The following is a 25,838-nucleotide window of genomic DNA, read 5'->3' as shown; positions in this document are numbered from 1 at the left end:
CATTCTCACAAATTAGACCTAGTGGCAACACAGAAAATGGACCGGTCGCATCGTGCGACCGGTCCAACTGCTTACTTCTCGTTCGGTTCATCCAATGGCTCGATTCCCATCGCTTCACGCTGCAAGTCAGTCGGCTCTTGTTTCAACACATCGGAAACAGTTTGCCACAATTGCTTGACCTGCTTGGGCGATGTTGCGAGCCAAACGGTGTCGAGCAATTCTTCCTTCTCTTCACGCAACTTCAGAATCCGCTTGCCAATATCGTTTTCGGCCAACAACTCCGTTTCCATCAAGGCAGCGCGTCGATTGACTGCCGCTTGAATTTCGTAGTCTCTAAACGAATGGACGATCTTGGTAAGCGACTCAACGTCCACGCCTTGAATCTTCGCAAGCACCTGCTTGAGAATGTTACGACGCTCAATATCGAGAGTTTCCCGTTGCGTTCCGAGTGACTTGATTTCTTTCACCAAATGTGCAATGCCCAGCGACTCCAACGCCTGGTCGTTCGCTTCTTTGCGAATCTTCTCCAGAAAGTTCGGGTTCTCTGCTGCGCAGATCGCCTCAATCGCTTGGTCAATCTTGCGAATGATTCGTTCTTTCCAATGTTCCTTTTCTCTTACGGTAATGGCCATGGTCTTGGCTCCTGTTCTTTCTACGTTTCAACATTACATCAGCCGTTCAAACTGGCTGAATCGAATCGGAGACCCAAATCAACAACATGCTTCCTGTTGAGTGGGCCTCCTACAGTCATCCCTGGCGAGGCCCACGCAATAGGAAGCATAAAAAAAGGACAGCAACGCTTCGGAGCCGCAGCCGGCAGGTGGGTGTTAGGTGGGCGCAGTGAGCGAGTGTCCAGGTGGAGAGCGAAGCGGACCTGGACTCTCGTGATGCGGAGCGAACAGGTGGAGCCGGATGCGGCGGAGAAGGGTTGCTTCCTCAGCCGGGGATGACGCGAGCCTTTCGGCGAGCTTCAGTGGTGGGGTCGTGGGATAAAGGTGGCCACCTCCGGCAACGACGTTTGAGTTGATCGGCTTACCGCCCCGGTTTTGGGTGGATATTCCATTTTTTTGGGCAAGATTCGTCGAACAACAACCCCAGTGACTGGTCTCGCCAATCTCAAGTTCCTCGGAGCGTTCTACTGGCGAGTAGAATCTGGTCATTTGGCCTAGTCGATTTGCAAACCGCAATGCGACTCCGACCAACGTTGCCAATCACATCGACACGAGCATCACAGCACTTGGTCCGGAGCAGCATCGTCTGCGAATCCGTTCCGCTCATGGACTCCACCGCATCCCTCGACAACTTCAAGAGGTATAGAGATGTCACGAAATCGTTCTGACAAATACGATGAATCCGTCGATTCCTCGACCGTCGTACGGCCCGAAGACTTAGTCGATATTGATTACGACTCGATTTTCCACGCGCCGATTCCGCTTCCAAAGTATGCAGGCCGTGTTGACCCGAACAAGCGGCAAGCCAGGGGCTTCAGTCCGCAGCTAGTGATACTCGCTGTCGATGATAGCCGTTCAATGTCGCATGACGGAAAGGCCGAGGCCGCAACGAACGCCGTCAAAGACATGCTTGCTGAAATGGTGGTGCAATGCGACGGAAGTTCTGATTTTGATGTGGTGGTGTTTTCATTCGGCACGTACGTCAACTACGACAAAGAAACTTTCGGTGTGCCGATCCTTGATTTCCCTGCCGACTCGATTGACTTTGCCGGGACGTCAGATCGCACGAAGTACTACCGAGCACTTTGGACGATTGAGGCCGTGCTACAGCACTACGAGAAGAACTATCTCCGCTTCCATGAGATGCCGAAGGCACACCCGGTTCCGCTTGTGATTTTTATGTCGGATGGATTCGACAAAGCGAAGAATCATGACCCTATTCCTATCGCCGATCGCATCAAAACGATGAAACTGTCCATCGGCGCGCCGCCACTTATTCTAACGGTCGGAATAGAATTTGGCGGCGATCAGCCTGACGTCAACTTGTTGAAGCGTTTGGCGAGCATTGACGACGAATCAAACCGACCTGCGTACTTCGATGTATCGAATGCATCCATGTTGGCACAGTTCCTGTCGAAGGCAGCGAGTTCTGGATCGTCTACTGCCGCTGAAATCTTCCGGGCCGTCGGCGATCTCGAGCGAAAACGACGGCCGCGTTAGGAAGGGCCTGCGAACTAAGATGGAAAGTCCTCTACTTGAAAGTTTGTCTGACACGATTTCCGCCAACAGCGATGCTTTGGCCGAGCGTGGAACCGTTCTGGAATCACCCGGCTTTCTTGAAACGGGCAAGTCGGTGCTCTCAGTCGCGTCCGATCACGGAAACAAGGAAACCAATCGCGACTCTTTCCTCGCGTTCGTTCCCCTTGGCGACGGCGATATCAAGTGGGCAGTCGCTATCGCGGATGGCGTCAGCGCATCGTTCGAGTCAAAGCTGGGCAGCCGACTAGCTTGCTACGCGTCCGTTGCTGCGCTCGTCCGGACCGAGGACCAGAAGCAACGCAGCCCAATCTCGGAGTGTGCTGAAACATTTCTCGCAATTGGCGAACGCATATTGGGTGACGCTCGCCTTTGTCGCCCAGATCAAGTGCCGGAAAGCCATTGGACTCGATTCGTTCAAGCGGGCCGACTCTTTCAGACGACGGTGATGATCGCTTGGCAGGCTGGCGATCAGATTTTCTTGGACGGTATCGGTGATGGTGGATTTGTTCGCGACTTTGATCGCGGATGCGTTCCGATGATGTATCTTCCATCAAGTTCGGGCCCAGTGACCTGCTTGGGAGCAATGACAAATGTTGCCGAGCCCCAATATCGCCACCAGTTCGCTTCGGCAAATCAGCTCTACTTGTTCACCGATGGTGTGACCGGTTCGATTGAGCGCGATTGTTCGCAGGCGATCGACGTCATGCGTCGCTGTGTCGATCGCGACCGATGCACAGTGGCGACTGACTTACTCCAGTTTTCGATTCGATCTGGTGCTAGTGACGACAATCAGACGCTGGCAGTGATCTCGCCATGACGGACTGGGTTGATGTAAGTAAACGGCAGCTCCAAGAGCTGTATGGCACAGTTTGGGAACTCGATGGTTGGCCTTTGTCTTTTGGCGAAGTCGCAGGCGGTGGGGAAGCGTCGGTTTGTGAAATGTCTGGCGAATCTGGCGAGACGGTTGCCTACCTTCGTTTCATTCAGCCTCACCGCACGTCACCAGCTCGCATTCATCGAACCGAATGGTTAATTGGTCAACATGTTCTTCAAGAGTCTGAACTATTCCGCGGGCTTCCTCATGCTTGGGTAACGACTCAGCAATACGGTCGTCCGAGCGGTTGCGATTTCGATTTCATCGCTACGTTTCATGACGCGGTGCCAGGCCAGACTTGGAGAAGTGTAAAGTGGGCTTTTCACGGGAGAGTAGATGCCGTTCACGGACTACCGACACCAATAAATAGAGTTCGAGCAGCCAAGAATCTAGTCGCGACGTTGGCGGCTTTTGAGGAGATTGGCACGAAAGGTTTCGTCCATGGCGATTTGACCGACCGCAATTTGATTTTGGATGCAAGGACCGGAAAGGTCAACTTGATCGACTTCGACGCATTCGTTTACCAAACATCACCAACGCTAGATGACCCTCGCATCTCGATCGGTGATGGAGGCGTCACAGGAATGTCAGGTTATTGCCCTAAAGACCTGGAAGAATGTCTCGATGAGCATGCTTTTGCCTATTCCGATCGGCGCGCCCGCGACATGCTCCTTCTCGAACTACTTGCGTTTTCGGAAAACGATCCCCCCGCGGATGCCCCGGGAAGTTGGCAACAACGCAATACAACGTTGACCTCCGTGAAACCGTTGGCCGAACAACTTGGACTACCGCACCTGCTAGATACAAGTGTTTTCGATTGTCCCGAATCAGATCGCCCAACGAGTTGCCAACTCGCGCGGGCTTTGGGCCTCGCCATCCCCAAAATCGCGGAGCCCCACGCTAACGTCGCTGATCCTTTGCAAGATCGCCCAGTAGCGATGCCGAATTTTGAAACGAATCAGTATCCAGACGGCAGCGTCTCCGAACCGATCCTTCCGCGAGAAAAGAGGAAAAAGCGGAGCCGGAGCAACGCGTCGCCTCGACAGCCGCAGCCCGACCCCTGGGAGTACATTTCATCATTTGCCCGCGAAAACGGCCCGGCGGTTGTACAACACCTACCAGCTTTTGCTGGAAGGTTCGCTTTGTGCTTCATGCCACTCTTGTTCGCGTACCATTTCCTGTTCGTCGGATTTCTTCTAGCGTTCCAGCCAATGGAGCCGGTCTATGAATCACTGCACCACGGTCCACTCAACGCGATGTTGTACGCGACCACAATCATCGCAAGCCTTGTCGCATCCGCTCGGCTGATGACGAGTGATTCGCAGTTCCAACGACTCACTAGCGACCCAATCTTGTCGAGCGTCTTGCTTGGCGCGAAGGGCGGTGCGATTGTGATGCACCTCTTTCTTTTCGCAGCGACGTTGTTCGCCTTCGTCTTGGTAGCAGCCGTGAGATTGTTTCATGATGGAGACGCGGTGCCATCGACCGTACCCGAGGCCATTGGCTGGCCGCTGTCGCTGGTCCTACTGATCAGCACGTTTCTCGGCACCGCGCGTTTCGTGAAATGGTGGCTATGGCGATGAGCCATTTTGCCTGGCGTGTTCCCAGTCGGCTTGCCGTGCCGCGTTGACCCAGTCGTCGGCCATGATTGCCAGCCGGGCCGCGACCAGCAGGTCTCGCTCGTCCAGCCGACTGGTGGTGCGATAGTTTTCACCATCCTTCCAAGTTCGCGTGATCTCTGTGGAATATCGCGTTCCCTTTTCCGTTTGATTTGGCCAGATGGTCAATGTCAAGCGACCATGACGTTGCGTCATTGCCGGGCGGTTGGTTTCGTCTTGTACTTGGTGTGCTTCTTGCGTTTGCATTACTGTTACCTCGCTGATGGCGATGCAGTTGACAATGCTGACTCAATAGCACGGTTTTGGATCGATTGTCCACTGATTGCGTCAGCAATCCAACTTTGATTTGTTCAGCGTTTTCGTGGTAAATCTGACAGCCAAGTCATGAGGGGACCGAGCAGAAGGGACAAACATGCCGGAGTCTCGCGAATCGACGTTTGCGACACGCCGGTGATGGTCAACGGTTTTCAAAGAGGTTTTCAATATGAGGCGACTATGTCTAACACTTCTCGTCTTAACGATGCAGCTCTCCTTTGTTCCATGCTGTTTCGAGCCGGGGAAATAATCGAGGTCCGACCGATAGAAATTTGGACCGATGGCGATTCAGGTAAACGGAAGTCGCGAGTGTTGCGAAGCGAGCGTAGGTGGCTTGCAAAAGACGGATTCGTTGAACAGCTTCGCTATCTGGATAGGCTGAACACGATGCACAACGCCAACATCTTTTTTGGCGTGAACCCAAGGGTTGCCCACGGTCGTGGTCGCAAAACGGATGTCGTAAAGACTCGGTGCCTTTGGGCAGACATGGACAACGTAACGTCGGAAGTAGCAAAATGGCGTTGCGAAGAGACTGGGGTTCCTCACCCGAGCATCATCATCGATAGCGGAAACGGCAATCACCTCTACTGGCTACTGGATCAGACGCTCGATATTTCGTTGCCGTTCGATCGGGACTTGCTTGAAGCGAGACTTAGACGGCTTTACAAGCAACTCGGTTGTGACGCGACGTGTGACGCAAACCGACTACTGCGACTTCCAGGGTTTTTGAATGTAAAGAACGCTCGCAATGGCGCTCAGCCCACTCGATGCTCGTTGCGAGTCTGCAATCCGGATTGTCGCTTTGCTATCGAATCGTTTCCCCCACAGGTTAAACGACAGTCGCCCCAATCGTTGCAGGACGGGAGAGTACGGAGGACGTTCGCAAATCAACCGCGAACAACTGATCCGCTGACTCAGCGTCTAGCAGTAACCACGGACGATCGAAGCAAGCGGGACTTCGCGATAGTATGCTCGCTCTTGCGCGCTGGGTACGGCAAGGAAGAGATTCGGCAAGCGGTCGCATCTCAGAGCAAATTTGCGGATCGCGGCGATTCCTACTTTGAGACGACGTTTCGCAATGCATTGATTGCTATTCAGTCGTAGATGCCAGTGTCGCGGTGCGGGCTGGTTTTTCAACCATCATCGGCTCGCCATTCCTACGGTGCCAGCATGTTCTTGTCTACCATCAACTCGCCGTACTTTTGCAGCAAGTCTTGGGCTCGCTCGATCGTGGGATGTTTCCGCTGCCAATCCCCAGCACCCCCGACGTAACGTGGGAACGCACCATGTTCCCGATCGTTGTAGCGGTTTCCGGTAGTCAAATAGTAGAGATTCTGCCTCGATTCAACTGTATCCTCCAGTAGTCCGGCGGACCTCAACTTCGAGAGCGATACCGGACCATATGTTGCATCTGATCGCCAACCCCGCGATCCGGGCTGAGTGCGACCATGGCTGATGAACGGCTTTAGCAGTGATGTTATTTGTCCAAGGTCGCGATCAAATTCCGACTCCAGTACGGCCAAGCGTGCCCTTCGTTTTCGCTCTGCTTCCTTATCTTCCGCAATTCGCTTCAGATCGGCTTTCGTCTCAATCAACTCAGCACTCTGACTGTCGAGTCTCGCCAAGTCAATCTCTCGTTTGAGGCGTGTTTGCTCCATCTTCTTCGCTGCAAGTTGATCTACCATCTCTGCGTTGGCGGTTCGCTCTGCATTCGCGACCGTTTCAATTCGTGCAGCGATCCACCGTTGTCTGAGTTTCTCGATAGCGTCGGAAAGGGTTTGCTCTGCTGGTTCGAGGCTCAAAGCCATCCGACCAATCGCATTGGCATCTTCCCGTCTCGATGCGACAACTGTTAAAGCAGTCTCCACTTCCTCCGATAGAACTCGGATCGCTTCATCAAAATCACGCGACGGCTCGTAGGAGGCATCGCTCGCAAGGGAATCCACTACTTTGGAAAGCGTGATGAATCGATCGCGAAAGCTGTTCAGTTCAGATTCCGTCGGCACGTCGCGATCAATCACTGCAGCGAATCGTTCGACAAGTGCTTCATCTGACGCAATTTGGTGCCCCATTTCGCTACCAATCAGTTCGGGTGAATACTTGACCCAGTTGTTGTGTTCAAGTATCAGTCGGTCAAGGGATTCAAGTAGTTTGTCGCGTTGAAGGACGATCCGCATGTTTGATGAACTGCGAATCGCCAAGTGTTCCTCTTGCCGCACCTTCGTCGTATCCGAAACAGGTTGCTTCCTCACTGCGACAATTCCATCAGGCGTTGCTCGTTCCACATAAGTTTCATCGGATGGATCATGGGACGCAGATGCCGCGCTTGCATCACGACTGGGCGGCGATGTCGTTTCCAGCATCAAGCGGATGGCAAAGGCCCCGATCCCCATAACGGTCAATGCGGCCACACCCGCAAACACAGCTCGCGGACCGTCGACTGGAGGGGATTCCGATTCCGCGTCGGGACTCTTGATGTCGTGCTGATCGTCGTCAGCCGGAGGAAAATGCTCAGCCACGGGGCGCGGACACTCGCAAAGAAGGGAAAATGGAATCGGGATTAAGATAGGGATATTCTAGACGAACCCGATTCCTGTTCCAAATTCTTGATTCCCCCGATAAGAGTCTTGCGTCGTCCGCCCGAAACCATTCGTTGTCGAAACCGCAGCTATGACGTTCAAGACACGGTTCGCTTGCGTGGTCGCCACTACTGGGTGACCGCCTCTTTGGGCAATCGAGGGCGACGCAAGATGCAGGTTTTCGATCCTGCGTCACACGACTTACGTGTCATCCACGTTCTGCCAGATTCGGCACACACACAGCAGCAGCTTCGAGTATTGCGCCGCGCGAACCGACTCCCGGGTTTTACGCAAATCATCGACGTCGATAAACGCAACGACTCCACATGGGTTCTCACCGACTGGATTCACGGAGAATCACTGGCCCAGCATTTGGGGCACGCCCGCACTCAACGCAACCACTGGCCCACGGCTCACATGAGCTGGACGCTTTTCGCCGGCTTTGCACACAGCTTGTGTCAGTTCCATGATTTCGCGAATTGCGTCCACGGCGACATCAAGCCAGCGAACTTAGTCTTGCAATCTCAGCCCAAGCGACTGCGAGCAATTGACTTTGGAAGCGCATGGGACGAAACGGCCGCGAAACGTCGTGCAACTGGCGACGGGAACACGGTCGGATATGCCGCCCCAGAATTACAATCGAATCAGCAGGTCACCGTTCGATCGGATCAGTTTTCGTTGTCGATCGTTCTCTTCGAAATGCTGACGGGTGAACTGCCGTTTCAAGGAATGGGCGGTAGAGCGGGATGGGCCGAATACAAAAAAGGATTCGAGCGTGCTTACGAAGCACCGAGCGCGAAGTCGAATCAACGCCGACAACTTCCCAGGCGAGCGTGGCGAGTCATTGACGATGTGGTGCGAGAAGGCCTATCGCTCGATCCGGATGGTCGGTTCGCAACATCAAACGCATGGCGCGACGCCATCGACCATGTCACGCAGGTACTGCGACAAGCCGAATCCGCTTCGCGTTTTGAGTCGACGATTGCAGACGTTGCTGATAGGTGCGTCGTTTTTTTCGAACGCAAAGAACGCCCATCATGACGGCTCAGCAAGGTCTGCAAACTTACGCGTCGGTGGTGTGTGCCAGCGAAATCGATCACCACACTTCGAGTGCCAATACTTACCGGCGACCTTTACGGTTAACGGCGGCAGCGGCTGTCCTTCCGAATAGGTTTCCGACCGATTCATGACGTAGCGGTGCGGCAATCCAAAGAAGCACTTATCACAGAGCGATTGCCGAGTCGGAGGCTCTGGTGCCCGGCGACTATCAATGAGCTGCCTAAAGTCCGCGATCACGGTTCTCAACTCCTCTTGATTCAAAGCACTGGCCGGAACGGCTTTCGCCTTAAGACTATTTGGCAAGAGTACCAAGCCATATGGCGTTTCGTAGTGTGTATTGACTTCAATCAGATAGCGATACCCGGCAATTCTCAACATATGATTGGCATGAATGGTTTCAGATTCACCTCGCATCCGTAAAACTGGAATCCAGTGGTCGCCACGCACTAGCACAACCCATGGCTTGCCGTGGAGGTTCAATAGTTCTTCATCGTCGAACTTAGGCGGGCTTCGCGGCTGATATCCCGCGGCCCGCAGTTCCCACCAATGAATCGACACCGGCTCTTCGCTTGTGAATTCCGGCTCGCGTGGCTTGGTTCCCAACGCCTCACGCCGACGGCGTACAAGCATCACGATCAGGTATAGAACACCAAGACTTGCCAGAAAGGCTGAGCCGAATGCCCACCAACCGAAGCCAACCGCATCAGGCTTTGCGAGCAGCGTCGCCAACAACACCCAGCCAAGAGCGACCCCCGTCGCGACGATAACACCGACGAGCACGATGGTCACGACCGAAATCCAGCGTTCAATCTCCGCCAGGTTGTACTTAGGCAGATAGCTCAACCGAATTTTCGGCCAGTCTTCGCCAGCTTCATCAAAAGGAGCTTCATGCGCCAACAGACCGGCACGGGGACAGTATTGATACTGTGACAACTCGTGGACGCTCAGTGACGGACTCGATGCGGCATATTGTGTCTGGTTCAACTGTCCATTGCCTCCCGTAGCGAAACAACCGTTTCAAGGATGGCCGTCATTTGCTGTGGGCGTTTCGTTCGCTGAAGTTGCGTGCAAGAGGCAAGTAGTTCAACCCAATCTTTCGATCCTGTCCAAAACTTGAGCTTGCTCAATTCTGCACCGCGTTCGGGTAGGCTTCCAAGCGTTGATTGGGTCATGATTCGTCCCCAGGAATACACATCAACAGTACCATCGATCTCGCCTGCGCCAACTTCTGGGGCGCGATACGCACTCTCGGGCCACTCGTCCGCAGAAACAGTCGGATAGTCTTCGGTCAGCTTTGCCAACTCAAAATCGGTGAGGACAAGATCATTGGCGTCGTCCTTGAGCACGATCGAATTTGGGCTGAGCTCTCGCAAAATGACGTCCGCTTTGTGCGCGGCTACGATCGCTTCAGCAAGCTGCTTGCCGATGTCATTCAGGTTGGCTGAGTCCAGAGGACCGTGGCCCAGCCGATCGTCCAAGTCCAGGCCATTGATCCATTGGTCAATCACCCACCAAGTGTCGCGGTCTTGATCTGGAAACGTCGAATAGCATGTCGGGAAATGTGAATTTGGTGCGAGCCGTTCGCAAACTGAGAGGTGTCGCGACATAGCGTGCCTCGTTCGTTCCTTGTCCTCATCGCTTCGCTCATGAAATTCGTAACGCTTCCCGCGACCACGGCGGTTCGGCTCAAATGCATGATTCATTGCAAAGACGCGATACTGCAAACCGTTGGCGATTGTCACTACCGGAGATAGTGCCTTTCCGACAATCCATTCACCCGTGCCTAGCTCAGCTTTCGAGCCAGAGGCGATTGCTTTCGGCGTGTATTCGTCAACATCGACGATGTCTAGCATCGCCACATCAAACACATCGGCAACGAATCGCGCCGTCGATATTTGCACCGATTCGTTCCGAAAGACCTTTTTTGCTGTTCGCATCTGCGTTTCGGTGTGCTTGCAGTAGTCGCGAAGGGTCCATCCGCGACCGAGCAATAGCCGTTTCATGACGTGCGGGTTGAGTCGCACAGTGCCGTCGAGTGTCGGCATCGAATCGTCAGAATTCTGATCTCGTATCACCATCGATGGTCCCTCCGGCTGCGTGTCGAGAATGCACCCATCTAACACTCCTGAGCGCAAACGAGTTTTGGCAAGATCATGGCCACTCATTCCACCCAGTGTACCCCGGAGCGACCCGTGACTGTGCTAGAAACCTTCCGCGACGTGTTGAAACAACGGATGCAAGCCTTCCTTTGGCGGAGCGTGGCGTCTGATGTTGAAGCCGACACGATTCTTCAAGACGTGGCGAATCTTGAGCGACTCGAGCAGCAAGCAAAACGTTACGAGGCGGAGGGCAACCCTAATCTTGCGGCGCTCCTTCGCCAACGGGCCGCGATGATGAGCATGGATGCACCAGGTGGCTCGATCACACAAGCACTGGAATCGGTCGGCGGTGCGGCCTCATCGACCGGGTTGCTGGCGGATGGGCGCGACGACAAGGAAAAGCCCGAAGAAACGGCGGTCAAGCCGGCGACGCGTCGACGCAGCCGAAAGCGTCCGTCTGATCAAGCATCCTGCGGTGAGTAAGTGGCAGTGTGCCGGAAACCCGAAATGGACTTGCTCTCAGTACTGACAAGCAAACTTCGCGTTGCATCACAACAGCAATTGTCGATGGCTGATGCAGGTTGGAATGAGCGAATGGTCCGAATGTTGGTGAGCCGAAGGCTGCTTGCCTCAGCAAGATTCACCATCGCCGTCATCGATGCCGGCGACGAACCATTCGTGCAATGGCAGCCAGGTCAATCAGCACCCGACAGCGGCTCCATCGCGTACTTGGGCAGACGCCGTTTGAGCCAATCACAACGAAAGAGTCAGACAGTTGTGTGGGCGACCGAACGAGCGGCGGCCTTGGTCGGAGGCATCGGAGGGAAGCTGCGCCAACCTTGGCAAGTATCTCACGACTTGGGCGTCGCGTCGATCTATTTCCACCTTCGACGCACTGCTGAGCACGCGGCGAGTCAGTGGATTAGCGAAGATATTTACCGCCGCGATATCGCAAGAACGACGACTGAAAAAATCGCCGACGCGTTCTTGATGTCTGAGTCTGAGAAACCTCAGTTGGCAATCGAACTGGTCGGAGACTATTCGGCCGCTCGTCTACGTGACTTTCATCAGTTTTGGTCGAATCGGGGAGTCGCTTACGAGTGGCGGTAGACATGACCAAGAACAAATCCTCGATCCGACTGACGCGACGTGACTACGGAATACTCCGGGATGCAGCGAAGTATGGCATGGTTGTACCCGAGCTGTTGCAGGCTCAGCGTTTCGCCGGGCAGAAGCCCGCAGCGGTCCAGTCAACATTGCGAAGGCTTTACGGACACCCTCCCGAGTATCGGTTTCTCCGTCCCGAGAAGCTCGACGCGAAACGAGTGTACTACCGACTCACTTCCCGAGGTTGTCGGCAGATCGGAGTGTCGCGTGATGCGTCGCGGAAGCTCGGAATGCAAGCGGTCGCCGAACGGTATGCGACGACTTGGTTCATCTCGGCTGATTTGGCCGGTGGACGATCTTTGCTTGACCCCAAGGAATTTCCCGAGCAGTTTCCGAACATTCGTGAGCGACTGCCCAAGAAGCGGTTTCATACAGAGCAGGTCGGACAGACCGTTCGACTTGGCTACTTCGTCACCGACCTCAGAACTGACGTTCGTCGACTCGTGCGTCAGAGCTCCACCGTCATGCGGCGGTTTTTAGAACGTCGATGGTTCGATGACTTCCTGCGCCACGATCGGTTCGTCTTCACCGTCTTGACGTTCAACGAATCTAAAGCCGTCGAAATCGACACGAAGTTGCGGCTGACGTTTCAACAGCAATTGTCGCGGCCGCTCCAGTCGATCGGGCTACAACCGGCTGGTACGGAAAGCATCGCCGTGCGAGTCCTCGTCGTCCCCGGTCTCGACACATTGATTCCCGAACCAAGATAGGACCATGCCTTACCGCGACATCGAGCCAACTTGGCACAACTCCAAGGACAAATACGACGTATTGGATTGGGCGAATATTCCGCCGTTCACGTGCGATATGAACTATCGCCTTCCGCAACATCGTGGAGTGTCCGGCTTCTTTCAATGTGCCCGAATGATGTTGATCGCTTCCGTAGCAACGGTCGCAGTTCAATTCACATTGAAACTTGGAATCGCGTCGGCGTTCTTGGGTACCGCGTCAACGACGTTTGTCGTGATTGTCGCCGCAACTGTTTTCTGCTTCCCGGTTGATCCAGAATACCGGCGTTGGCAGGATCGTCTCGCCTCGGCCGCCGGAGCGTTCTTGATTTGGGGCTTCCTGGCATTCGTCGCATTGGTTAATTCGGCAGGCGAGGCAACGGTTGCCACGTTTGTTGTTGGCACACTTTGCATCTCATTCTTTGCAGATCGCATCGCAACCCACCACCTGCACTGGGCCAGCGCCAACCCGCTCGTCGATCGGAAAACGATGACAAGCTGGCGACAGGATTGGCGAGCGCGGTGGACCGGGTTCAGCGACAAGTTGCCGTCAAACCAGTGCGAGACGGCAACGGCACGTGCCGCGTTCTCTCTGATTCTGAAACTGCGCAAGATGTATCCGCTCGGCTTCCTGACGGTCGTAGTCGTCCTGCTGTGTGCGGTATCCGTAGCTTCAAAGATGAATCACGCCGACTTCGGGAACCGGAATGGAATCCTCGTATTCCTTGCGTCGCTGGTGGGACTATCTGCCGTATCCACTGCCTATTGCGTGCTGATGCCAGATTCCCCCAAGGCATTCCTTATCGCGGTTGGCGGCGCTTACGAGTACGGAGGCTCAGGTCCTACGCCGGCTTGGGTATTTCACAGTCCACTGGGAAGTCGAGTTACACGCCGGCTGATGATTTCGGTCATCACTGCAACGATAGTGTCGGTGTATTCGGCACTCGCGTTTTCGGCGTTTTCCTCTCATTCGCCCGTGACCCTCAACGCGATCGTCGGACTTCTTGGTTTCACGTTGGTCCTACCCGCGATTGGCGGCCCCGCAATTCTGATCCTCGGCAGCTTCGTTGCAGCCGCACCCACGATCGTTGCTCATCATCGCGCGCTCAATCGTGTTGGCGCTGTCGAACACCACCGAGACTGGAGCGAATTGGATGGCTACATCCAGCGCGTACAAAACAGTCGAAATTCAATCGAGCGACGGCACAACATTGTAGGAATTCACGCAACGGGAAAGTATCCGATTCTCGCGGACACTGACTTGCAATTCGAGCACCAACACGTACTGGGCCCAACTGGTGTCGGTAAGACGGCCCTGTCGCTAACAACAGACGTGATTCAAGCGATTAGACGCGGTGATGGGCCATCCATCATCATCGATTGCAAAGGAGATCGCGCTCTGTTTGAAACTGCGAGAATGGAAGCGGAGCGAGCGGGACGAACTTTCAAATGGTTTACCAACAAACCAGGACGCTCGACCTATCTGTTCAATCCGTTGGCGCACCTCAACGATCCCCAATTCACGCTTCCAGAGATTCTTGGAGTCATTCTACAATCGTTGAACCTGTACCACGGTGACGACTACGCCAGAGCCTACTTCGGAAAGGAAGTGCGAACGCTCCTGCGGGATGCCTATCTCGCCACCATGCCGGACGAGCAGAGCCGGCGTGGAATTGGTGGTGGCCGACGCTTTCGCCGCGAGGGAAAGATTGAATCATTCTGGGACTTGGACGACGTCCTCAAGGAGTTGGCGGCCAATAGCCGGCAGTACGAAGCAGCAAAGCATCTTTCCATGATCGTTCAATCGCTATGTGACTTCGAGCAACTCAGTCTCACTCCATCGCGCGATCCGAACGAAACGGCCATCGAGCATGCGATTTCGATGCCGGAAGCCATCGAAGAAAAGCAGGTTCTGTACTTCTACTTGGTTGGCTCGCTTGACGTTGCGTCTGTTGGCGAGCTGGCGCGACTTGCACTGTTCGCTGCTAATGCCGCGGCGATCAAGTACCGTGACCGGACAAACGAGAAGCCACGCATCCAATTTATCGCGGACGAAGCTCAATGCCTCGTCGCGAAAAACATCGAGACTGTGCTTCAGCAAGCCCGTGACGCGGGAATCGCGTTCACTTTTGCGCACCAATCGCTAAGCCAACTGAAGCTACCCGGCGGCGTGGATTTAACGCAGCAGGTGCTGAACTCGACTTGTATCAAACGCTACCACGCGGCGCGTGACCCCGCATCGCAGAAGTATATTTCGGATATCTCTGGGACGACGACCTACTATTCGCGGAAATGGAAACAGTTCAAGAAACGAATCGATGCGGGAATTGTTAGTTCGAGGTACGCCTGCACCGATCCAGATGGGGTCATGCGAATCGACATTTCGGAACATGTGGGACCCAGACTGGAGCCGGAGGACATTCGCGACATCAATCGCGACATTAACAAGAGCATTGCGATCTTTGAGCGAAACTCAGGCTATTCGCAGTACTGTGGAGCATTTCCGATGGTTACCGAGTGGCCAGTCTCGATGCGAGAGCACGTCAAGAGAAGTCGAGCCGCATGGCCTGAAAATCAAGGCGAGACTATTTCAATCGGTGGAGCGTGGCCCGGCGGGAACGAGAATACGATTACACCCACAACGCACCCAGAGATCGATCTGACCGTCGACCCCGCCAATTTGGACGAAGCGTTACGAAAAATCCATCAGAAGCTGACTGGAGATGATTCTCGCGACGAGAATGCAACCTAAAGACACTCGCCGGTGCCGTCCGTTTCGAGTGAAATGAGAGAAACCAACAAGAGTTGCGAGCTTCAGATATGACGATCTATCACCTTCTGCTCGGCCTGTTCATTCTGTACCTAGTTGTACGGAAGATACAAAAGCGAGCGTATCATCATCCCGCAAATGAGGGTTTGCAGACTTGGAAACGCATCGCGACCGGTCTGCTCACCATCGCGTTCTACGCATACATGTGCGTCGTGCTACCGCCATTTTTCAATCGATTCACGCGCAGCGAATCGGAGTCTCTGCCGAACGAAGACAGCACAACAGCCGTGGACGCTCCGTCCGGCGAAAATCCACCACCACGAACTATCAGCGATTTTCTTTTACCTCCGCTACCGTCCTGGAGTGATAAACACTGACGGCCTGAAAGCCATTGATTTCGATCAATGCGGAAACGTGTTTCTGCAATTGGTTTTCATAGCGACGACGTGCTCGTTGCGAATTACTACCGACGCTTCGCAGTCTAACGACTGGGCAATGAACCGTGGTTCATCGCTTGCGATCGGTGGGACAAAAGACTCTTCGGAGTCTTTTGTTTTTTCGACACTGGTGCGTTCGCACCGGTTGTCGTCGGTGGCGTTGGCCCTCCCGAATCTTTGATTTGCCTCGTGTTAGGCGAATGACAGATTTGCAAACTGTCCAAGACTAGCCGTGGCTAGCTTGGACCATTGAAAAGGAGAGCCAGCGTATGGCAACAAAAAGAGAAAATGAAACTTTCACCATGTGGACGCATATCGAGAATGGCCGACACATGCCTCGAAGGATTCATCGGATGGAAATCGTCGTCAATGGTCGAACTCACATGATTGAAGGTGACAACCTTCCTGATGTGATGGTCACTGACTGCGGACAAGCGAGAAAGGGAACGCACCTTGCGACTCTATTGCTAAACCCGAAGAAAAAAGAAGTTTTCGTTCCAAGCCTGGCACAGCCCTGGCCGCTGGGGCGCGACTTTTTGCACATCCTCATTGGGTTTGTCGGATTCGTGATGTTTCGATTCTTCATTTTATTGCTACTGGACGTCTAACGTCCAACCTTCTGTCAGTGGTCCACCGCCACTGACAGTTTTTCCCAATTTGCAACTGCGACGGAAGGACTAACCGAAATTGGAGATGATGACCAGAGAAACGAACCAGATCGCCGAACTCGCGGCACTGATCGACGCCATTCCACGAGGATTCAGGGAACCGATCCTACTTGCAGCAATCGTCACCGTACCCCACCGCATAGGAAACGAAGACTTTGTCGTCTCGTTGCGTTCGCGGTTCGTCGACTGCCTGAACTCGTACGCTGGCGTTTCAATTTCTCCGGAATTCCGCTGCTCAGTCGAATACATCGAGATTCGAGAGGTCGTCGCGATGTTTGCCACCAGCAATTCGCTCGATTGGACGGAGTCGCTAGTCCGTCAACTAGTCCATGCGGTGGCAACTCGTGCATTGCCTGCCGAAAAAGTGAAACGTTAATGAACGAGCCAAGGGAATTATCGTTGTTGTCCACTGCGTCACGCGCGCTGTGTGAAGCAAAAACCGTCGATGAAGTGAAGGACATTCGAGATAAGGCCGAAGCGGTGAAAGCATATGCTCGCAAGGCAAAACTCGGCCACAGTATTCTCGTCGAAGCAGCGCTCGTGAAAGTGCGAGCTGAACGTAAACTAGGCTGCATTCTTTCGGAAACGGAACTTGCGAAAGCATCGCCAGGGAATCAATTTACCGTAGCCGATCACGCGACTGAAGACGGTGCTCCGACATTGGCGAGTCTCGGAATCACAAAGTCCGATTCGTCAAGGCTACAGCGGATCGCAAGGTTGCCCGAGGACGTGTTTCAGGGATATCTAAGCGAGTCAGTGGAAGCAGAAAGAGAGCCAACCACTGCCGGGCTGCTGAAGCTGGCGAAGCGACAAAGCAAGCCGTCGGAAGATGCGACTCAAACGTACGGCGAGAAACCGGCGGGTTCCGAAGGACTGTCCACAGTTTCCCTGCACGAGATCATCAACAGCGGCACGAAGTTTGGCACCATTCTGGCTGAACCACTTTTCTTGCAACGGCGATCGGTCACCGACGTCACTATACCGATTGCAGCGCCAGCCTTGGACGACCTCTGCTCGATGCCCGTATCAGCGATCGCGTCCGATAACGCTCATCTCCACCTTTGGTCCCACGCCGAGATGCTACTGGATGCTTTGGACGTGTTGGAAGCATGGGGATTTGAGTATCGGTCTTGCTTTGTTTGGGTGGAAACGACTGAGGCGGAAGAGTGCGATTTCTGGCAATCTCAATGCCGCTTTTTGCTGTTGGGCTACAAAGGAAACCCGTCGTTCGGTGAAACAACCTGCCGCAACTGGCTGAAGTTAAACCCGCAACAACGAGACTCACGCCACGCGACAATTCGCAAGTTGGTCCAGAAAGTCAGTCCCGGCCCCTACATGCAACTGTTCGTTCCAGAGGCCGCCGATGGCTGGACAACCGCCGCACATTGATGAGCATGAACTCCTCAATTGGCACAAGGCAAACTGCAACTCCTGCACGCACGAGAGGTATGCGCCGTTCCGCCCACTTCGCTGTACGTCCTGTGGCGGCAGAAACGATGAATCGTCACCCCAGCTCCCACGTTGGATCGAGCTGGCTTCACCATCTAGCACGGACGCATCAAAACCATGCGGAAAAACTACATCATGAACACACCCGCCCACACCATTCGATTCGGACTCATCAAAGCCAGTATCTGGCGGAACCAAACCAAATCAGGTGAAAGACACTCCGTATCGATCGTTCGACTGTACAAGAACGGCGACGTTTGGAAAGAGTCAACACGATTCGGAAGAGACGACTTGCCGCTGATTGCGAAAGTCTCCGACAAGGCGCATACCTGGATTTACGAGAACAACGGCAGGAACGGGGAAGCCATCGAATAGCTACTCCTTCCACGGCTTCCGCTCATCCTCGAAGAGTTGACTTGCGTTTTCCCGCAGCTGACTGGTCCAAAGTGTGACTTCCGAAGGCTCCCTTCCGTGCTTAAACGCAAGTTCTTCAACTGGTACGCCGGAAAGGGCTTCAATCGCGATCAACGCCTTAGCCTCCGCGCTGATAATTTCGATTCGCACACCGTTTTCATAAGTAATCCTAGTGGGTACCCCGGGATCCGGAATCCAGTTTTCTGGGTGACCGGTGTCAACCGATCCCGAATCACTGGTAACCGCTGCTAAATCAGGATAGTCCGATTCGGATTCCCCCGGCATCGGGATGTTAGTCCCTTGTGCGACGCCTTCCGTTTCATTGGATGCATCTTCGCAGCCAGCGAGGAGCAAGAAGCCGAGAAGATGTAGTCCGATAATCCAGGGAAATCTCGTAGGAGTATTCATGGCGACTTTGGATGTTTGAATGTGCGGGGAAAGGGCTTCCAAGTTTAACCAGTTTCGACTCGATTATCAGCAAACCGATTCTCACACACCCTTCGGTACGTGTAGGGGCTTTCTCTCGCACAGATGATGCTCATGCAGGACCGCTCGTATCCAGAATGCACCATTTCGACACTCAACCGACCGTTCGAGGGCTGAGACACTTGAGGAAATGTCAATCCCTGCGTGATATGAGACGAAGTTATGATAACAGGAGGAAGGTAATGGCCATCGATGTTGAACGCGAGCGATCAATACCGCTAGCGGATGTCGCTAGTTTCGTTCCCAAGCGGAATGGAAAAAAAGTCCACTACTCAACAATCTACCGCTGGGCAACAAAGGGCGTACGTGGACGTATCCTCGAATCTGTCATGGCCGGCGGGATTCGGTACACGACGGTGGAGGCGGTTCACCGTTTTCTCGCAGCGAAACCGCAAGCACGTCAATCGCAGCAGGACGATGAAACCGACGCCATCGACGAAGCACTTCGAAGAGCCGGCGTCTGAACATTGGACCGAATTTCGCTGTGTGACAGTGCTGCTCCGGAAATTACTATCCTACCTGCCGCATGACTTCAATTGCTTTGTTTAGATCTAGCTCAGCATAGATTTCAGTAGTACTGGTCGATCCGTGGCCGTCGACGGCTCGTGCAGCATCGATACCGAACAGCTTGCGAATCTCCGTCGATGCGGTGTGGCGGATTCGATTCGGCGACCACTGTTCAATGTCCTGCTTTTTGCAAACGCGATGGATCGCTCGGCGATAACTTGCTGTGACGTAGCGGTCACCAGCCTTTCGTTTTGGCGATGCGACCCGGTTCGTTCCCGGTCGATTGCCTGTGGATGCCCTGGTCCGACGCCGCTTGGTGGCCGCCTCACGGCGTCGTCGTTCAGCTTCGGCTGGTGAGAAACAGAATTCACCGTCCTGGCGGTCCATGTAGGGCTTCAGAATCTTGATTGCACGAGGCCCAATCGCGATGACGCGGTCTTTCTCAAAGTGCTCCGTTTTGTGCTCCGACGGCCGGTAGACCCAGACATCGCCGCTGCAATCTATTTCTGATGGAGACATCGAGCAGACTTCGCCCGGACGTGCGCTTGTGAAACGTTGAATGCGAACCATATCGGCGACGACATCTGGCAAAAACTTCAAGGTTTCATCGAGGACTTCATCTGCAACAGGAACAACGGGAGCAGTCTCGCGCGCCCGTGTTCGTCCTTTTTTCAAGCCGGATAGCTCTCTCAACGCCTGAGAAACGGAGCCGTCGATCAGCTCTTTGGACGCTGCCCACTTGAACATCCCACGCAGGCGATTGACCTGTTTGTTGAGGTAAGTTCGTGCCCAATCCATCTCGTCAATCATCTTCTCGCGAAGCTCATCAAGAGCGACCGGACCGAAGTCTTGCGCGAAACAGGTGCCGTGATGTCGTCGAACCACACGCAGAACATCATCGATCGCACCAGCCTCACGTGTGATCACCCCATTCTTGCGGTAATACTGGCGAGTATGCCGACGGTAGACCAAGACTAACTCGTTGATGGTCACTGGGATTCCAGTGATGACCTTCTCACGAAGCGTCGCCGTCGTGATTGACGCCACGATTTTCTCTGGGTCGGTCTTGCAGGCGTCATCGAAATCTTCGAGCTTCGCTACCGGTCGTTCCTGATGACGCCGCTTCTCCCATTCCTTCAGCAGTTCTTGATACCGCTGGTGGCTTCTGCGTGAACCGTAGGGACCGATGTAGAGCGTTTCACCAAAGAAAGAAACGACAGCCTGTTTGGTGGATTTGTGCAGCCGATACTTCGGCGGCTGATGAAAAAGACGCGGCATGGTGGGAAGAACTTTGCGGAAGCGAGAACCGCAAAGAGGGAAGTCTTGTGGACATCCCTCTTTACGTTCCCTGTTTGGCTTCGGCAAAGAGCCGCACTGCCTCACCGAGGCAGGTAACCTAAGACCAGGAATGGCTTGGGTTTAAGAAAGTTGCGGGAGCCGGATTCGAACCGACGACCTCGAGGTTATGAGCCTCGCGAGCTACCGGGCTGCTCCATCCCGCGGTATGTGAGACGTTGAATCGGACGCCAAGGTTCGATTTCTACAGCGAAATTTCGCGTAAACATCATTTTCTTGGCCTCGTGGCAACGATGAAGGGACTATCGGCCACGAACGCGGATTCGTCAAGCGGCTGTTCGCATTGTTGCTGAGATTTTCGTTTTTTGGCCAGCCATTCGCTATGTTGGCCTAGACTAGTACGTTGTGCGCCGGCTCCGCCAAGTCTTTTCGAGTATGAACCTTCCCCCCAACACGACCGCTTCCGATTCGTCGGACGCCACGGATTCCTCGGGGACGTTCTCGGCTGGCCCACCCCATGTTTCTGGACCACCGGTCCCGCCGCCTCCCGTTGCCACGCCTCCGCCAGCGGAACCAGCCTCCCTGCCCAGCAGCGTTCCCAAGCCGCCGCCGGCTCCGCCTCGAGCGACATTGCCGCCGGTCAATCCGGCCCCAGCCAGCCAGCCCGAGCCCAGGCAGCCCGAGCCCAGGCAGCCGCTACCAGCGAGCACTCCCAGAACGAAAGCGTCTGCTCGCGTCGCCAAGGTCGCTCCGACGACTCAGCCCGTGGTGGCGGAACCCGTTGCCGTGGAAACACCGCCAACGATTCCACCGCAGTCGCGCTGGCGGACAGAAGTTCAACCGGAAGCGAGGGATGACACGCAAGCCGATGAAGAGGGCGAGTTGGCACCCGTCAAACGTTCGGTGCCAGCGTGGTTGGTCAGCATGGTGTTCCACTTGGTCGTGTTGTTGGTGCTGGCGTTGTTGACCACTCCGGTGGGCGAAGGCATCGGCAGCATCGTGTTGGAATTCGGTGAGGCGAACGAGTCGGAGAACTTTGAACTGGAAAGTGTGAATATCCAGAGTTCGGATTCGATGCTGGATTCAACCAGCGATCTGGACAGCGAGATGGTGGTCGACACGGATATTCAATCGTTGATGGACACGATGGAAATGCCCACTGAAACGCTGGAAATGGTGCAGGTCGAGAACGGCATTGGGTCCGCGAGTGAGCTGGTCAAACCCATGTTTGGCGGTCGATCGGGAGCAAGCAAGAGTGCGTTGCTCGCGGCCTACGGTGGCACCGAACAAACGGTGACCGCGGTCGAACGAGGACTGCAGTGGCTCGCGAAAAACCAAGAGCGATCTGGATCGTGGAGCATGGCGGGGCCTTACTCCGACGCCGCTCCGTTTTCTGAAAACCGATGCGCCGCCACCGCAATGGCAATGCTGGCATTCCAAGGTGACGGCAACACGCATCTCCAGGGGCCCTACTCCAAGAATGTCGAGCGGGGACTCCGGACCTTGCTCAAAGGCCAACGCCGCGACGGTTTTTTGGCGACCGAAGTTCGCGGCGATGACCAACAAGCCTACGGGCACGCTCAAGCGACAATCGCCCTCTGCGAATTGTTTGCGATGACGGAAGACTCGGCCCTTCGCGGACCTGCCCAGGCAGCAGTGGATTACTGCGTGAACGCTCAGTCAGCGGCTGGCGGGTGGCGTTATCGGCCTCGGTTGGATTCCGATTTGTCCGTGACAGGGTGGTATGTGATGGCGCTCACCAGCGCTCATGCAGCTGGATTGGAGGTTCCCTCGTCAACCTTGCAGATGGCCAACACGTACTTGGATTCGGTTCAGTCAAATGCTGGCTCGTGGTACAGCTACCAACCCAATCGACCGGGGAGTTACGCGATGACGGCGGAAGGGTTGCTGTGCCGGCAGTACCTGGGATGGCCGCACGATGAAGAGGCGTTGGAGTTGGGGATCGGTGACTTGATCGAAGGCGGGATGTTGGATCCGAACAACCCCAACGTTTATTACTGGTACTACGCGACTCAGACGATTCACCATTACGGGGGACAGCCCTGGCGAAAATGGAACAGCGTGATGCGGACGGAATTGCCGCGTCTCCAAATCAAACGTGGTGCCGAGGCGGGCAGTTGGTCGCCTCAAGCCGATGAATGGGGCCGCCGGGCGGGGCGTCTGTACGTGACCTGTCTGTCGATCTACTGCTTGGAAGTCTATTACCGCCACCTGCCGCTGTACGACCAGCAGGGAAAGTGATTCGAAGTTCGCTTCGCGTGAGCTGCTGATTCGGCGGAATCATCGGATCACGATTTGCCCTCGGGAGCTGGGGTTTGGGGTGCTTTCTTTGGGGCACTGAGGTCGTGCCGTTTTGCTTCATCCTCCCAAGTAGGAGGTTGTGTAGTTTTACTTCACCCTCCTTTCGGGAGGGTCGGACCGCTTCGGGCCGGGGAGGGGTACGCGCTGGATCCGATGCTCAGCCCTCCCCTCGCTTCGCTCGACCCTCCCAAAGGGAGGGTGATGACAAACGCCTAGCAGTACAGCACTTGCGAACTGCCCTGCCTTCGCTGCGGCGGGGAGCGGCTGGGGGAGCCAGTTTGGCGTTTCGGGCCGTTGCTCGGTTTGGCTAGGATGAATCAGCGATCCTGTTTTCGGGCATCGTGACTGGTCGTTCTCCCACGCAGGGACACAGGAATCTTGTCCGCTCCCGCTCCGCCTGAATCCATGGATGCCGTCGATCACGCGGCCATCTCCGTCGATCGATTGAAAAAATCGTATGGTCGTGGGGGCAAGGCTCACGCCGCGCTCAGCGGGGTGACGTTCCAGCTTCGCCGGGGCGAACGCCTGGCCTATCTGGGCCCCAATGGAGCTGGCAAGACCACCATGATTCGCTGTCTTTCGGGGCGAGCCAAACCAGATTCGGGCAGCATCACGATGTTGGGCGAACCGATCGATGCCGCCTTTGTTCGCGATTCGTTGGGTTTGGTGCCGCAAGAGATCGCTTTGTATGAAGACCTGACGACGACCGAGAACCTGGCCGCGTTCGGGCGGTTTCACGGGCTGCGTGGTCGTGTGTTGCGAAACAAAATTCAGTGGGGATTGCAGTGGACCGGGCTGGCCGATCGAGCCAACGATTTGGTCGGCACGTTTTCGGGCGGGATGAAACGCAGGGTGAACTTGGCCTGCGGCGTGTTGCACGAACCCGAAGTGCTGTTGCTGGACGAGCCCACTGTGGGAGTGGACCCGCAAAGTCGCCAGCGGATCTTTGCGATGTTGGCGGAACTGAACGCCGAAGGCACCTCGGTTTTGTTGACGACCCATCACCTGGACGAAGCGGAAAGTCAGTGCGACCGGATCGTGATTGTCGATCATGGCCAAGTTGTCGCGACGGGCACGTTTGAAGAATTGGTTCGCCAGACCATCGGGGGTGATCGTGAGGTGACCATTCGCTTGGATCAACCACTGCGTGGACATGGGAACGAACCGTTGGCCTTGGCTGGTTTGAGCGTGACCGCTCGGCCAGGTGAAAACGTGGTGAGCACCAAGATGGCGGAGGTCGCGATGGGATTGCCGCGATTGATCGACGCACTCAGCCAAGCGGAATACCGCGTGCAAGATGTGGAGGTCCAGTCACCGACGCTGCATCACGTGTTTTTGCATCTGACCGGCCATGCACTGCGGGATTGAACATGGTCTGGAAAGTCATTGAAATTCATCTGCGTCGTTTGCGTCACAACCGCATCGAGTGGTTGCTGACGTTCGTGGTGCCGATCGCGTTCTTCAGCATCTTTGCGCTGATTTTTTCCCGCGGTGTGGGTGGCACACCGCGTGTGAAGGTGGCGTTGATTCGCGAGGTGGGTGCGAACTCGAAAGTGGAAACAGGTTCCACGTCGCTGGCTTCGATGCAGTGTGATCAGGTGATTCAGACGCTTCGTGAAAGCGAAGGGCTGCGGCTGGTTCAAGACAGCGATGAAAACCCAGCCCTGGATCGAGCGGCGGGGGAAGACTTGGTGCGCCGCGGTTCTGCGACGATCGCGATTGTGCTGAGCGAAAATGGCGAGGAGTTGTCCGCGGAATTGCTCAATGACGCGTCGGATCAAGTCGCCAGCCAAGTGGTTTCGGCGTTGGTGATGCGAGCGATGTTGATGGCCAAAGCGGGCCAGGGCCAAGGCAACTTCGGACCGGATCGGTTGCAGCGAACCAGCCCGGCGGCTGCCGCGGCAACAACAGCGGATGAAAACGCGACCGGTGAAACAGTTGGTGTGAAACAAGCCCGGTTTGAACAGTTCGTGCAAGCTGCTGCGATTGAAAGTGCCGGCGACGATTCCAGCTTAGGAACTTTTCCGAGGCAACCGGATTCCTTAGCGGAGAGGCGCAAGCCGCCCGGTAGCGTGATACCGGAGGGCTCGCGCCCTTCCGCTACTGAAGTTGGGACGCCGGCGAAGGACGGTGCCGTTGCTGAACCGGATCGCGATCCCGCGGAAGCGTTGCTGGCACCGCCGGAGGTGAAGGTGGTCAACGTGATGGGCGAGGACAAGACCAATCCCGTGATCAGCGTTTACGCCGCGGGAATCGCGGTGATGTTCTTGTTGTTTGGTGCAACCAGCGGCGGCGGTGTGCTGTTGGAAGAACGCGAAAACCAAACGTTGGAACGGTTGCTGTCGACACAAATGACGATGGACCATTTGTTACTCGGCAAATGGTTTTACTTGACGTTGCTGGGGTGTGTGCAGGTCACGGTGATGTTCGTGTGGGCTCAGTTGGTGTTTGGGTTGGACTTGCTCGGCAACCTAGACGGATTTGTGATCATGACGTTGGTCACCTCCGCCGCGGCGGCCTCGTTCGGATTGTTTCTGGCGACGTTGTGCAAGACTCGCGGTCAGCTCAATGGGCTGTCGGTGGTCGCGGTGTTGACGATGAGCGCGCTGGGCGGATCGATGGTTCCGCGGTACGTGATGAGCGAAGGTTTGCGGGAAGCCGGGCTGTGGACTTTCAACGCTTGGGCACTCGATGGGTACGACAAAGTCTTTTGGCGTGAGTTGCCACCCAGTGCTCTGCAGCCGCAGCTCGCCGTGCTGATGGCAACCGCGTTCGGGTTGCTGGTTCTGGCTCGTTTGCTAGCAATTCGCTGGGAAACTTCTTGAGAACTTCGCCGTTT

General features: G+C 55.2%; 24 protein-coding genes and 1 tRNA gene. 17 read left to right on the top strand and 8 right to left on the bottom strand.

Annotated elements, in window-relative coordinates:
- Positions 1–71 precede the first annotated feature (71 nt).
- A complete protein-coding gene (locus tag PSR62_RS00355; protein WP_274405846.1) occupies positions 72–632 on the bottom strand; it encodes a hypothetical protein in 561 nt (186 codons plus the stop codon).
- Between the two features lie 687 nt (positions 633–1,319).
- Between PSR62_RS00355 and PSR62_RS00350 the strand changes: the two genes are divergently transcribed.
- Genes PSR62_RS00350 through PSR62_RS00340 form a run of 3 tightly spaced genes read left to right on the top strand, consistent with a single transcriptional unit; the run spans position 1,320 to position 4,667 of the window.
- Positions 1,320–2,171 (top strand): vWA domain-containing protein, encoded by an 852-nt coding sequence (locus PSR62_RS00350; RefSeq protein ID WP_274405845.1) that lies wholly within the window; start codon positions 1,320–1,322, stop codon positions 2,169–2,171.
- Positions 2,172–2,190: 19 nt separating this feature from the next.
- The gene (locus PSR62_RS00345) at positions 2,191–3,027 is read left to right on the top strand and encodes a protein phosphatase 2C domain-containing protein (RefSeq protein WP_274405844.1); all 837 of its coding nucleotides are present in this window, start codon (positions 2,191–2,193) and stop codon (positions 3,025–3,027) included.
- Positions 3,024–4,667, top strand: a complete 1,644-nt coding sequence (locus PSR62_RS00340) for a hypothetical protein (protein ID WP_099260888.1) — start codon at positions 3,024–3,026, stop codon at positions 4,665–4,667. Before PSR62_RS00345 ends, PSR62_RS00340 begins: the two co-directional genes overlap by 4 nt.
- Here PSR62_RS00340 and PSR62_RS00335 read toward each other — a convergent pair.
- Positions 4,656–4,898 (bottom strand): hypothetical protein, encoded by a 243-nt coding sequence (locus tag PSR62_RS00335; RefSeq protein ID WP_158231007.1) that lies wholly within the window; start codon positions 4,896–4,898, stop codon positions 4,656–4,658. The genes PSR62_RS00340 and PSR62_RS00335 overlap by 12 nt on opposite strands.
- Positions 4,899–5,087: 189 nt before the next feature.
- Between PSR62_RS00335 and PSR62_RS25620 the strand changes: the two genes are divergently transcribed.
- Positions 5,088–6,122, top strand: a complete 1,035-nt coding sequence (locus PSR62_RS25620; protein ID WP_443217336.1) for a DNA-primase RepB domain-containing protein — start codon at positions 5,088–5,090, stop codon at positions 6,120–6,122.
- Between the two features lie 53 nt (positions 6,123–6,175).
- On the opposite strand, the gene PSR62_RS00330 is transcribed toward PSR62_RS25620, so the two are convergent.
- Entirely contained in the window at positions 6,176–7,537 is a 1,362-nt protein-coding gene (locus PSR62_RS00330) for a hypothetical protein (RefSeq protein WP_274405843.1), read from the bottom strand.
- 108 nt (positions 7,538–7,645) lie between these two features.
- Here PSR62_RS00330 and PSR62_RS00325 point away from each other — a divergent pair, with 108 nt between their 5' ends.
- Positions 7,646–8,638, top strand: a complete 993-nt coding sequence (locus tag PSR62_RS00325) for a serine/threonine protein kinase (protein WP_274405842.1) — start codon at positions 7,646–7,648, stop codon at positions 8,636–8,638.
- On the opposite strand, the gene PSR62_RS00320 is transcribed toward PSR62_RS00325, so the two are convergent.
- Both PSR62_RS00320 and PSR62_RS00315 read right to left on the bottom strand, forming a co-directional pair.
- Entirely contained in the window at positions 8,633–9,640 is a 1,008-nt protein-coding gene (locus tag PSR62_RS00320; protein WP_274405841.1) for a CRISPR-associated protein Cas4, read from the bottom strand. The genes PSR62_RS00325 and PSR62_RS00320 overlap by 6 nt on opposite strands.
- Complete coding sequence (locus PSR62_RS00315) at positions 9,637–10,701, bottom strand: protein kinase domain-containing protein (protein WP_274405840.1); 1,065 nt, start codon at positions 10,699–10,701, stop codon at positions 9,637–9,639. The genes PSR62_RS00320 and PSR62_RS00315 overlap by 4 nt, the downstream gene beginning before the upstream one ends.
- Before the next feature lie 108 nt (positions 10,702–10,809).
- On the opposite strand from PSR62_RS00315, the gene PSR62_RS00310 reads away from it, so the two are divergent.
- The 8 genes from PSR62_RS00310 (at position 10,810) to PSR62_RS00275 (ending at position 18,349) form a co-directional block, all read left to right on the top strand.
- Positions 10,810–11,238, top strand: coding sequence for a hypothetical protein (locus PSR62_RS00310; protein ID WP_274405839.1), 429 nt, complete (start codon positions 10,810–10,812; stop codon positions 11,236–11,238).
- A gap of 24 nt (positions 11,239–11,262) precedes the next feature.
- Positions 11,263–11,865: a hypothetical protein gene (locus tag PSR62_RS00305; protein ID WP_099260896.1), complete on the top strand. Its 603-nt coding sequence runs from the start codon at positions 11,263–11,265 to the stop codon at positions 11,863–11,865.
- Between the two features lie 2 nt (positions 11,866–11,867).
- Positions 11,868–12,632 (top strand): hypothetical protein, encoded by a 765-nt coding sequence (locus PSR62_RS00300; protein ID WP_274405837.1) that lies wholly within the window; start codon positions 11,868–11,870, stop codon positions 12,630–12,632.
- 253 nt (positions 12,633–12,885) lie between these two features.
- The gene (locus PSR62_RS00295) at positions 12,886–15,402 is read left to right on the top strand and encodes a type IV secretory system conjugative DNA transfer family protein (RefSeq protein WP_274405836.1); all 2,517 of its coding nucleotides are present in this window, start codon (positions 12,886–12,888) and stop codon (positions 15,400–15,402) included.
- A gap of 808 nt (positions 15,403–16,210) precedes the next feature.
- Entirely contained in the window at positions 16,211–16,465 is a 255-nt protein-coding gene (locus PSR62_RS00290) for a hypothetical protein (protein WP_099260900.1), read from the top strand.
- 79 nt (positions 16,466–16,544) lie between these two features.
- Complete coding sequence (locus PSR62_RS00285; protein ID WP_274405835.1) at positions 16,545–16,901, top strand: hypothetical protein; 357 nt, start codon at positions 16,545–16,547, stop codon at positions 16,899–16,901.
- Between the two features lie 26 nt (positions 16,902–16,927).
- Complete coding sequence (locus PSR62_RS00280; protein WP_158231010.1) at positions 16,928–17,914, top strand: MT-A70 family methyltransferase; 987 nt, start codon at positions 16,928–16,930, stop codon at positions 17,912–17,914.
- Positions 17,915–18,109: 195 nt separating this feature from the next.
- Positions 18,110–18,349 carry a hypothetical protein gene (locus PSR62_RS00275; protein WP_233215166.1) on the top strand — a complete coding sequence of 80 codons (240 nt, stop codon included), beginning with the start codon at positions 18,110–18,112 and terminating at the stop codon, positions 18,347–18,349.
- Here PSR62_RS00275 and PSR62_RS00270 read toward each other — a convergent pair whose 3' ends face one another.
- Positions 18,350–18,796: a hypothetical protein gene (locus PSR62_RS00270; protein WP_274405834.1), complete on the bottom strand. Its 447-nt coding sequence runs from the start codon at positions 18,794–18,796 to the stop codon at positions 18,350–18,352.
- A gap of 11 nt (positions 18,797–18,807) precedes the next feature.
- Between PSR62_RS00270 and PSR62_RS25595 the strand changes: the two genes are divergently transcribed.
- Entirely contained in the window at positions 18,808–19,338 is a 531-nt protein-coding gene (locus PSR62_RS25595) for a DUF1580 domain-containing protein (RefSeq protein ID WP_338020121.1), read from the top strand.
- 46 nt (positions 19,339–19,384) lie between these two features.
- Here the strand turns inward: PSR62_RS25595 and PSR62_RS00260 are convergent, their stop codons facing one another.
- Both PSR62_RS00260 and PSR62_RS00255 read right to left on the bottom strand, forming a co-directional pair.
- Positions 19,385–20,746: a tyrosine-type recombinase/integrase gene (locus PSR62_RS00260; protein WP_274405833.1), complete on the bottom strand. Its 1,362-nt coding sequence runs from the start codon at positions 20,744–20,746 to the stop codon at positions 19,385–19,387.
- 63 nt (positions 20,747–20,809) lie between these two features.
- Positions 20,810–20,883 (bottom strand) — tRNA-Met (locus tag PSR62_RS00255).
- Between the two features lie 229 nt (positions 20,884–21,112).
- Here PSR62_RS00255 and PSR62_RS00250 point away from each other — a divergent pair.
- The 3 genes from PSR62_RS00250 to PSR62_RS00240 all read left to right on the top strand — a co-directional run bounded on the left by PSR62_RS00250 (position 21,113) and on the right by PSR62_RS00240 (position 25,824).
- Positions 21,113–22,939, top strand: coding sequence for a squalene--hopene cyclase (locus tag PSR62_RS00250; protein ID WP_274405832.1), 1,827 nt, complete (start codon positions 21,113–21,115; stop codon positions 22,937–22,939).
- A gap of 438 nt (positions 22,940–23,377) precedes the next feature.
- Positions 23,378–24,367: an ABC transporter ATP-binding protein gene (locus PSR62_RS00245; RefSeq protein ID WP_274405831.1), complete on the top strand. Its 990-nt coding sequence runs from the start codon at positions 23,378–23,380 to the stop codon at positions 24,365–24,367.
- Positions 24,368–24,369: 2 nt separating this feature from the next.
- Entirely contained in the window at positions 24,370–25,824 is a 1,455-nt protein-coding gene (locus tag PSR62_RS00240) for an ABC transporter permease (RefSeq protein WP_274405830.1), read from the top strand.
- Positions 25,825–25,838 lie beyond the last annotated feature (14 nt).

The sequence above is a fragment of the Rhodopirellula sp. P2 genome, assembly GCF_028768465.1.
Taxonomy (GTDB): Bacteria; Planctomycetota; Planctomycetia; order Pirellulales; family Pirellulaceae; genus Rhodopirellula.
This window is presented reverse-complemented; position numbering and strand designations above follow the sequence as displayed.

Excerpts from the sequence above, each read along its gene's own strand:
- PSR62_RS00355 (WP_274405846.1), bottom strand. The coding sequence starts at position 632 with ATGGCCATTACCGTAAGAGAAAAGGAACATTGGAAAGAACGAATCATT.
- PSR62_RS00350 (WP_274405845.1), top strand. The coding sequence starts at position 1,320 with ATGTCACGAAATCGTTCTGACAAATACGATGAATCCGTCGATTCCTCG.
- PSR62_RS00345 (WP_274405844.1), top strand. The coding sequence starts at position 2,191 with ATGGAAAGTCCTCTACTTGAAAGTTTGTCTGACACGATTTCCGCCAAC.
- PSR62_RS00340 (WP_099260888.1), top strand. The coding sequence starts at position 3,024 with ATGACGGACTGGGTTGATGTAAGTAAACGGCAGCTCCAAGAGCTGTAT.
- PSR62_RS00335 (WP_158231007.1), bottom strand. The coding sequence starts at position 4,898 with ATGACGCAACGTCATGGTCGCTTGACATTGACCATCTGGCCAAATCAA.
- PSR62_RS25620 (WP_443217336.1), top strand. The coding sequence starts at position 5,088 with ATGAGGGGACCGAGCAGAAGGGACAAACATGCCGGAGTCTCGCGAATC.
- PSR62_RS00315 (WP_274405840.1), bottom strand. The coding sequence starts at position 10,701 with ATGCCGACACTCGACGGCACTGTGCGACTCAACCCGCACGTCATGAAA.
- PSR62_RS00310 (WP_274405839.1), top strand. The coding sequence starts at position 10,810 with ATGGCCACTCATTCCACCCAGTGTACCCCGGAGCGACCCGTGACTGTG.
- PSR62_RS00305 (WP_099260896.1), top strand. The coding sequence starts at position 11,263 with ATGGACTTGCTCTCAGTACTGACAAGCAAACTTCGCGTTGCATCACAA.
- PSR62_RS00300 (WP_274405837.1), top strand. The coding sequence starts at position 11,868 with ATGACCAAGAACAAATCCTCGATCCGACTGACGCGACGTGACTACGGA.
- PSR62_RS00290 (WP_099260900.1), top strand. The coding sequence starts at position 16,211 with ATGGAAATCGTCGTCAATGGTCGAACTCACATGATTGAAGGTGACAAC.
- PSR62_RS00275 (WP_233215166.1), top strand. The coding sequence starts at position 18,110 with ATGAACACACCCGCCCACACCATTCGATTCGGACTCATCAAAGCCAGT.
- PSR62_RS00270 (WP_274405834.1), bottom strand. The coding sequence starts at position 18,796 with ATGAATACTCCTACGAGATTTCCCTGGATTATCGGACTACATCTTCTC.
- PSR62_RS25595 (WP_338020121.1), top strand. The coding sequence starts at position 18,808 with ATGTTTGAATGTGCGGGGAAAGGGCTTCCAAGTTTAACCAGTTTCGAC.
- PSR62_RS00250 (WP_274405832.1), top strand. The coding sequence starts at position 21,113 with ATGAACCTTCCCCCCAACACGACCGCTTCCGATTCGTCGGACGCCACG.
- PSR62_RS00240 (WP_274405830.1), top strand. The coding sequence starts at position 24,370 with ATGGTCTGGAAAGTCATTGAAATTCATCTGCGTCGTTTGCGTCACAAC.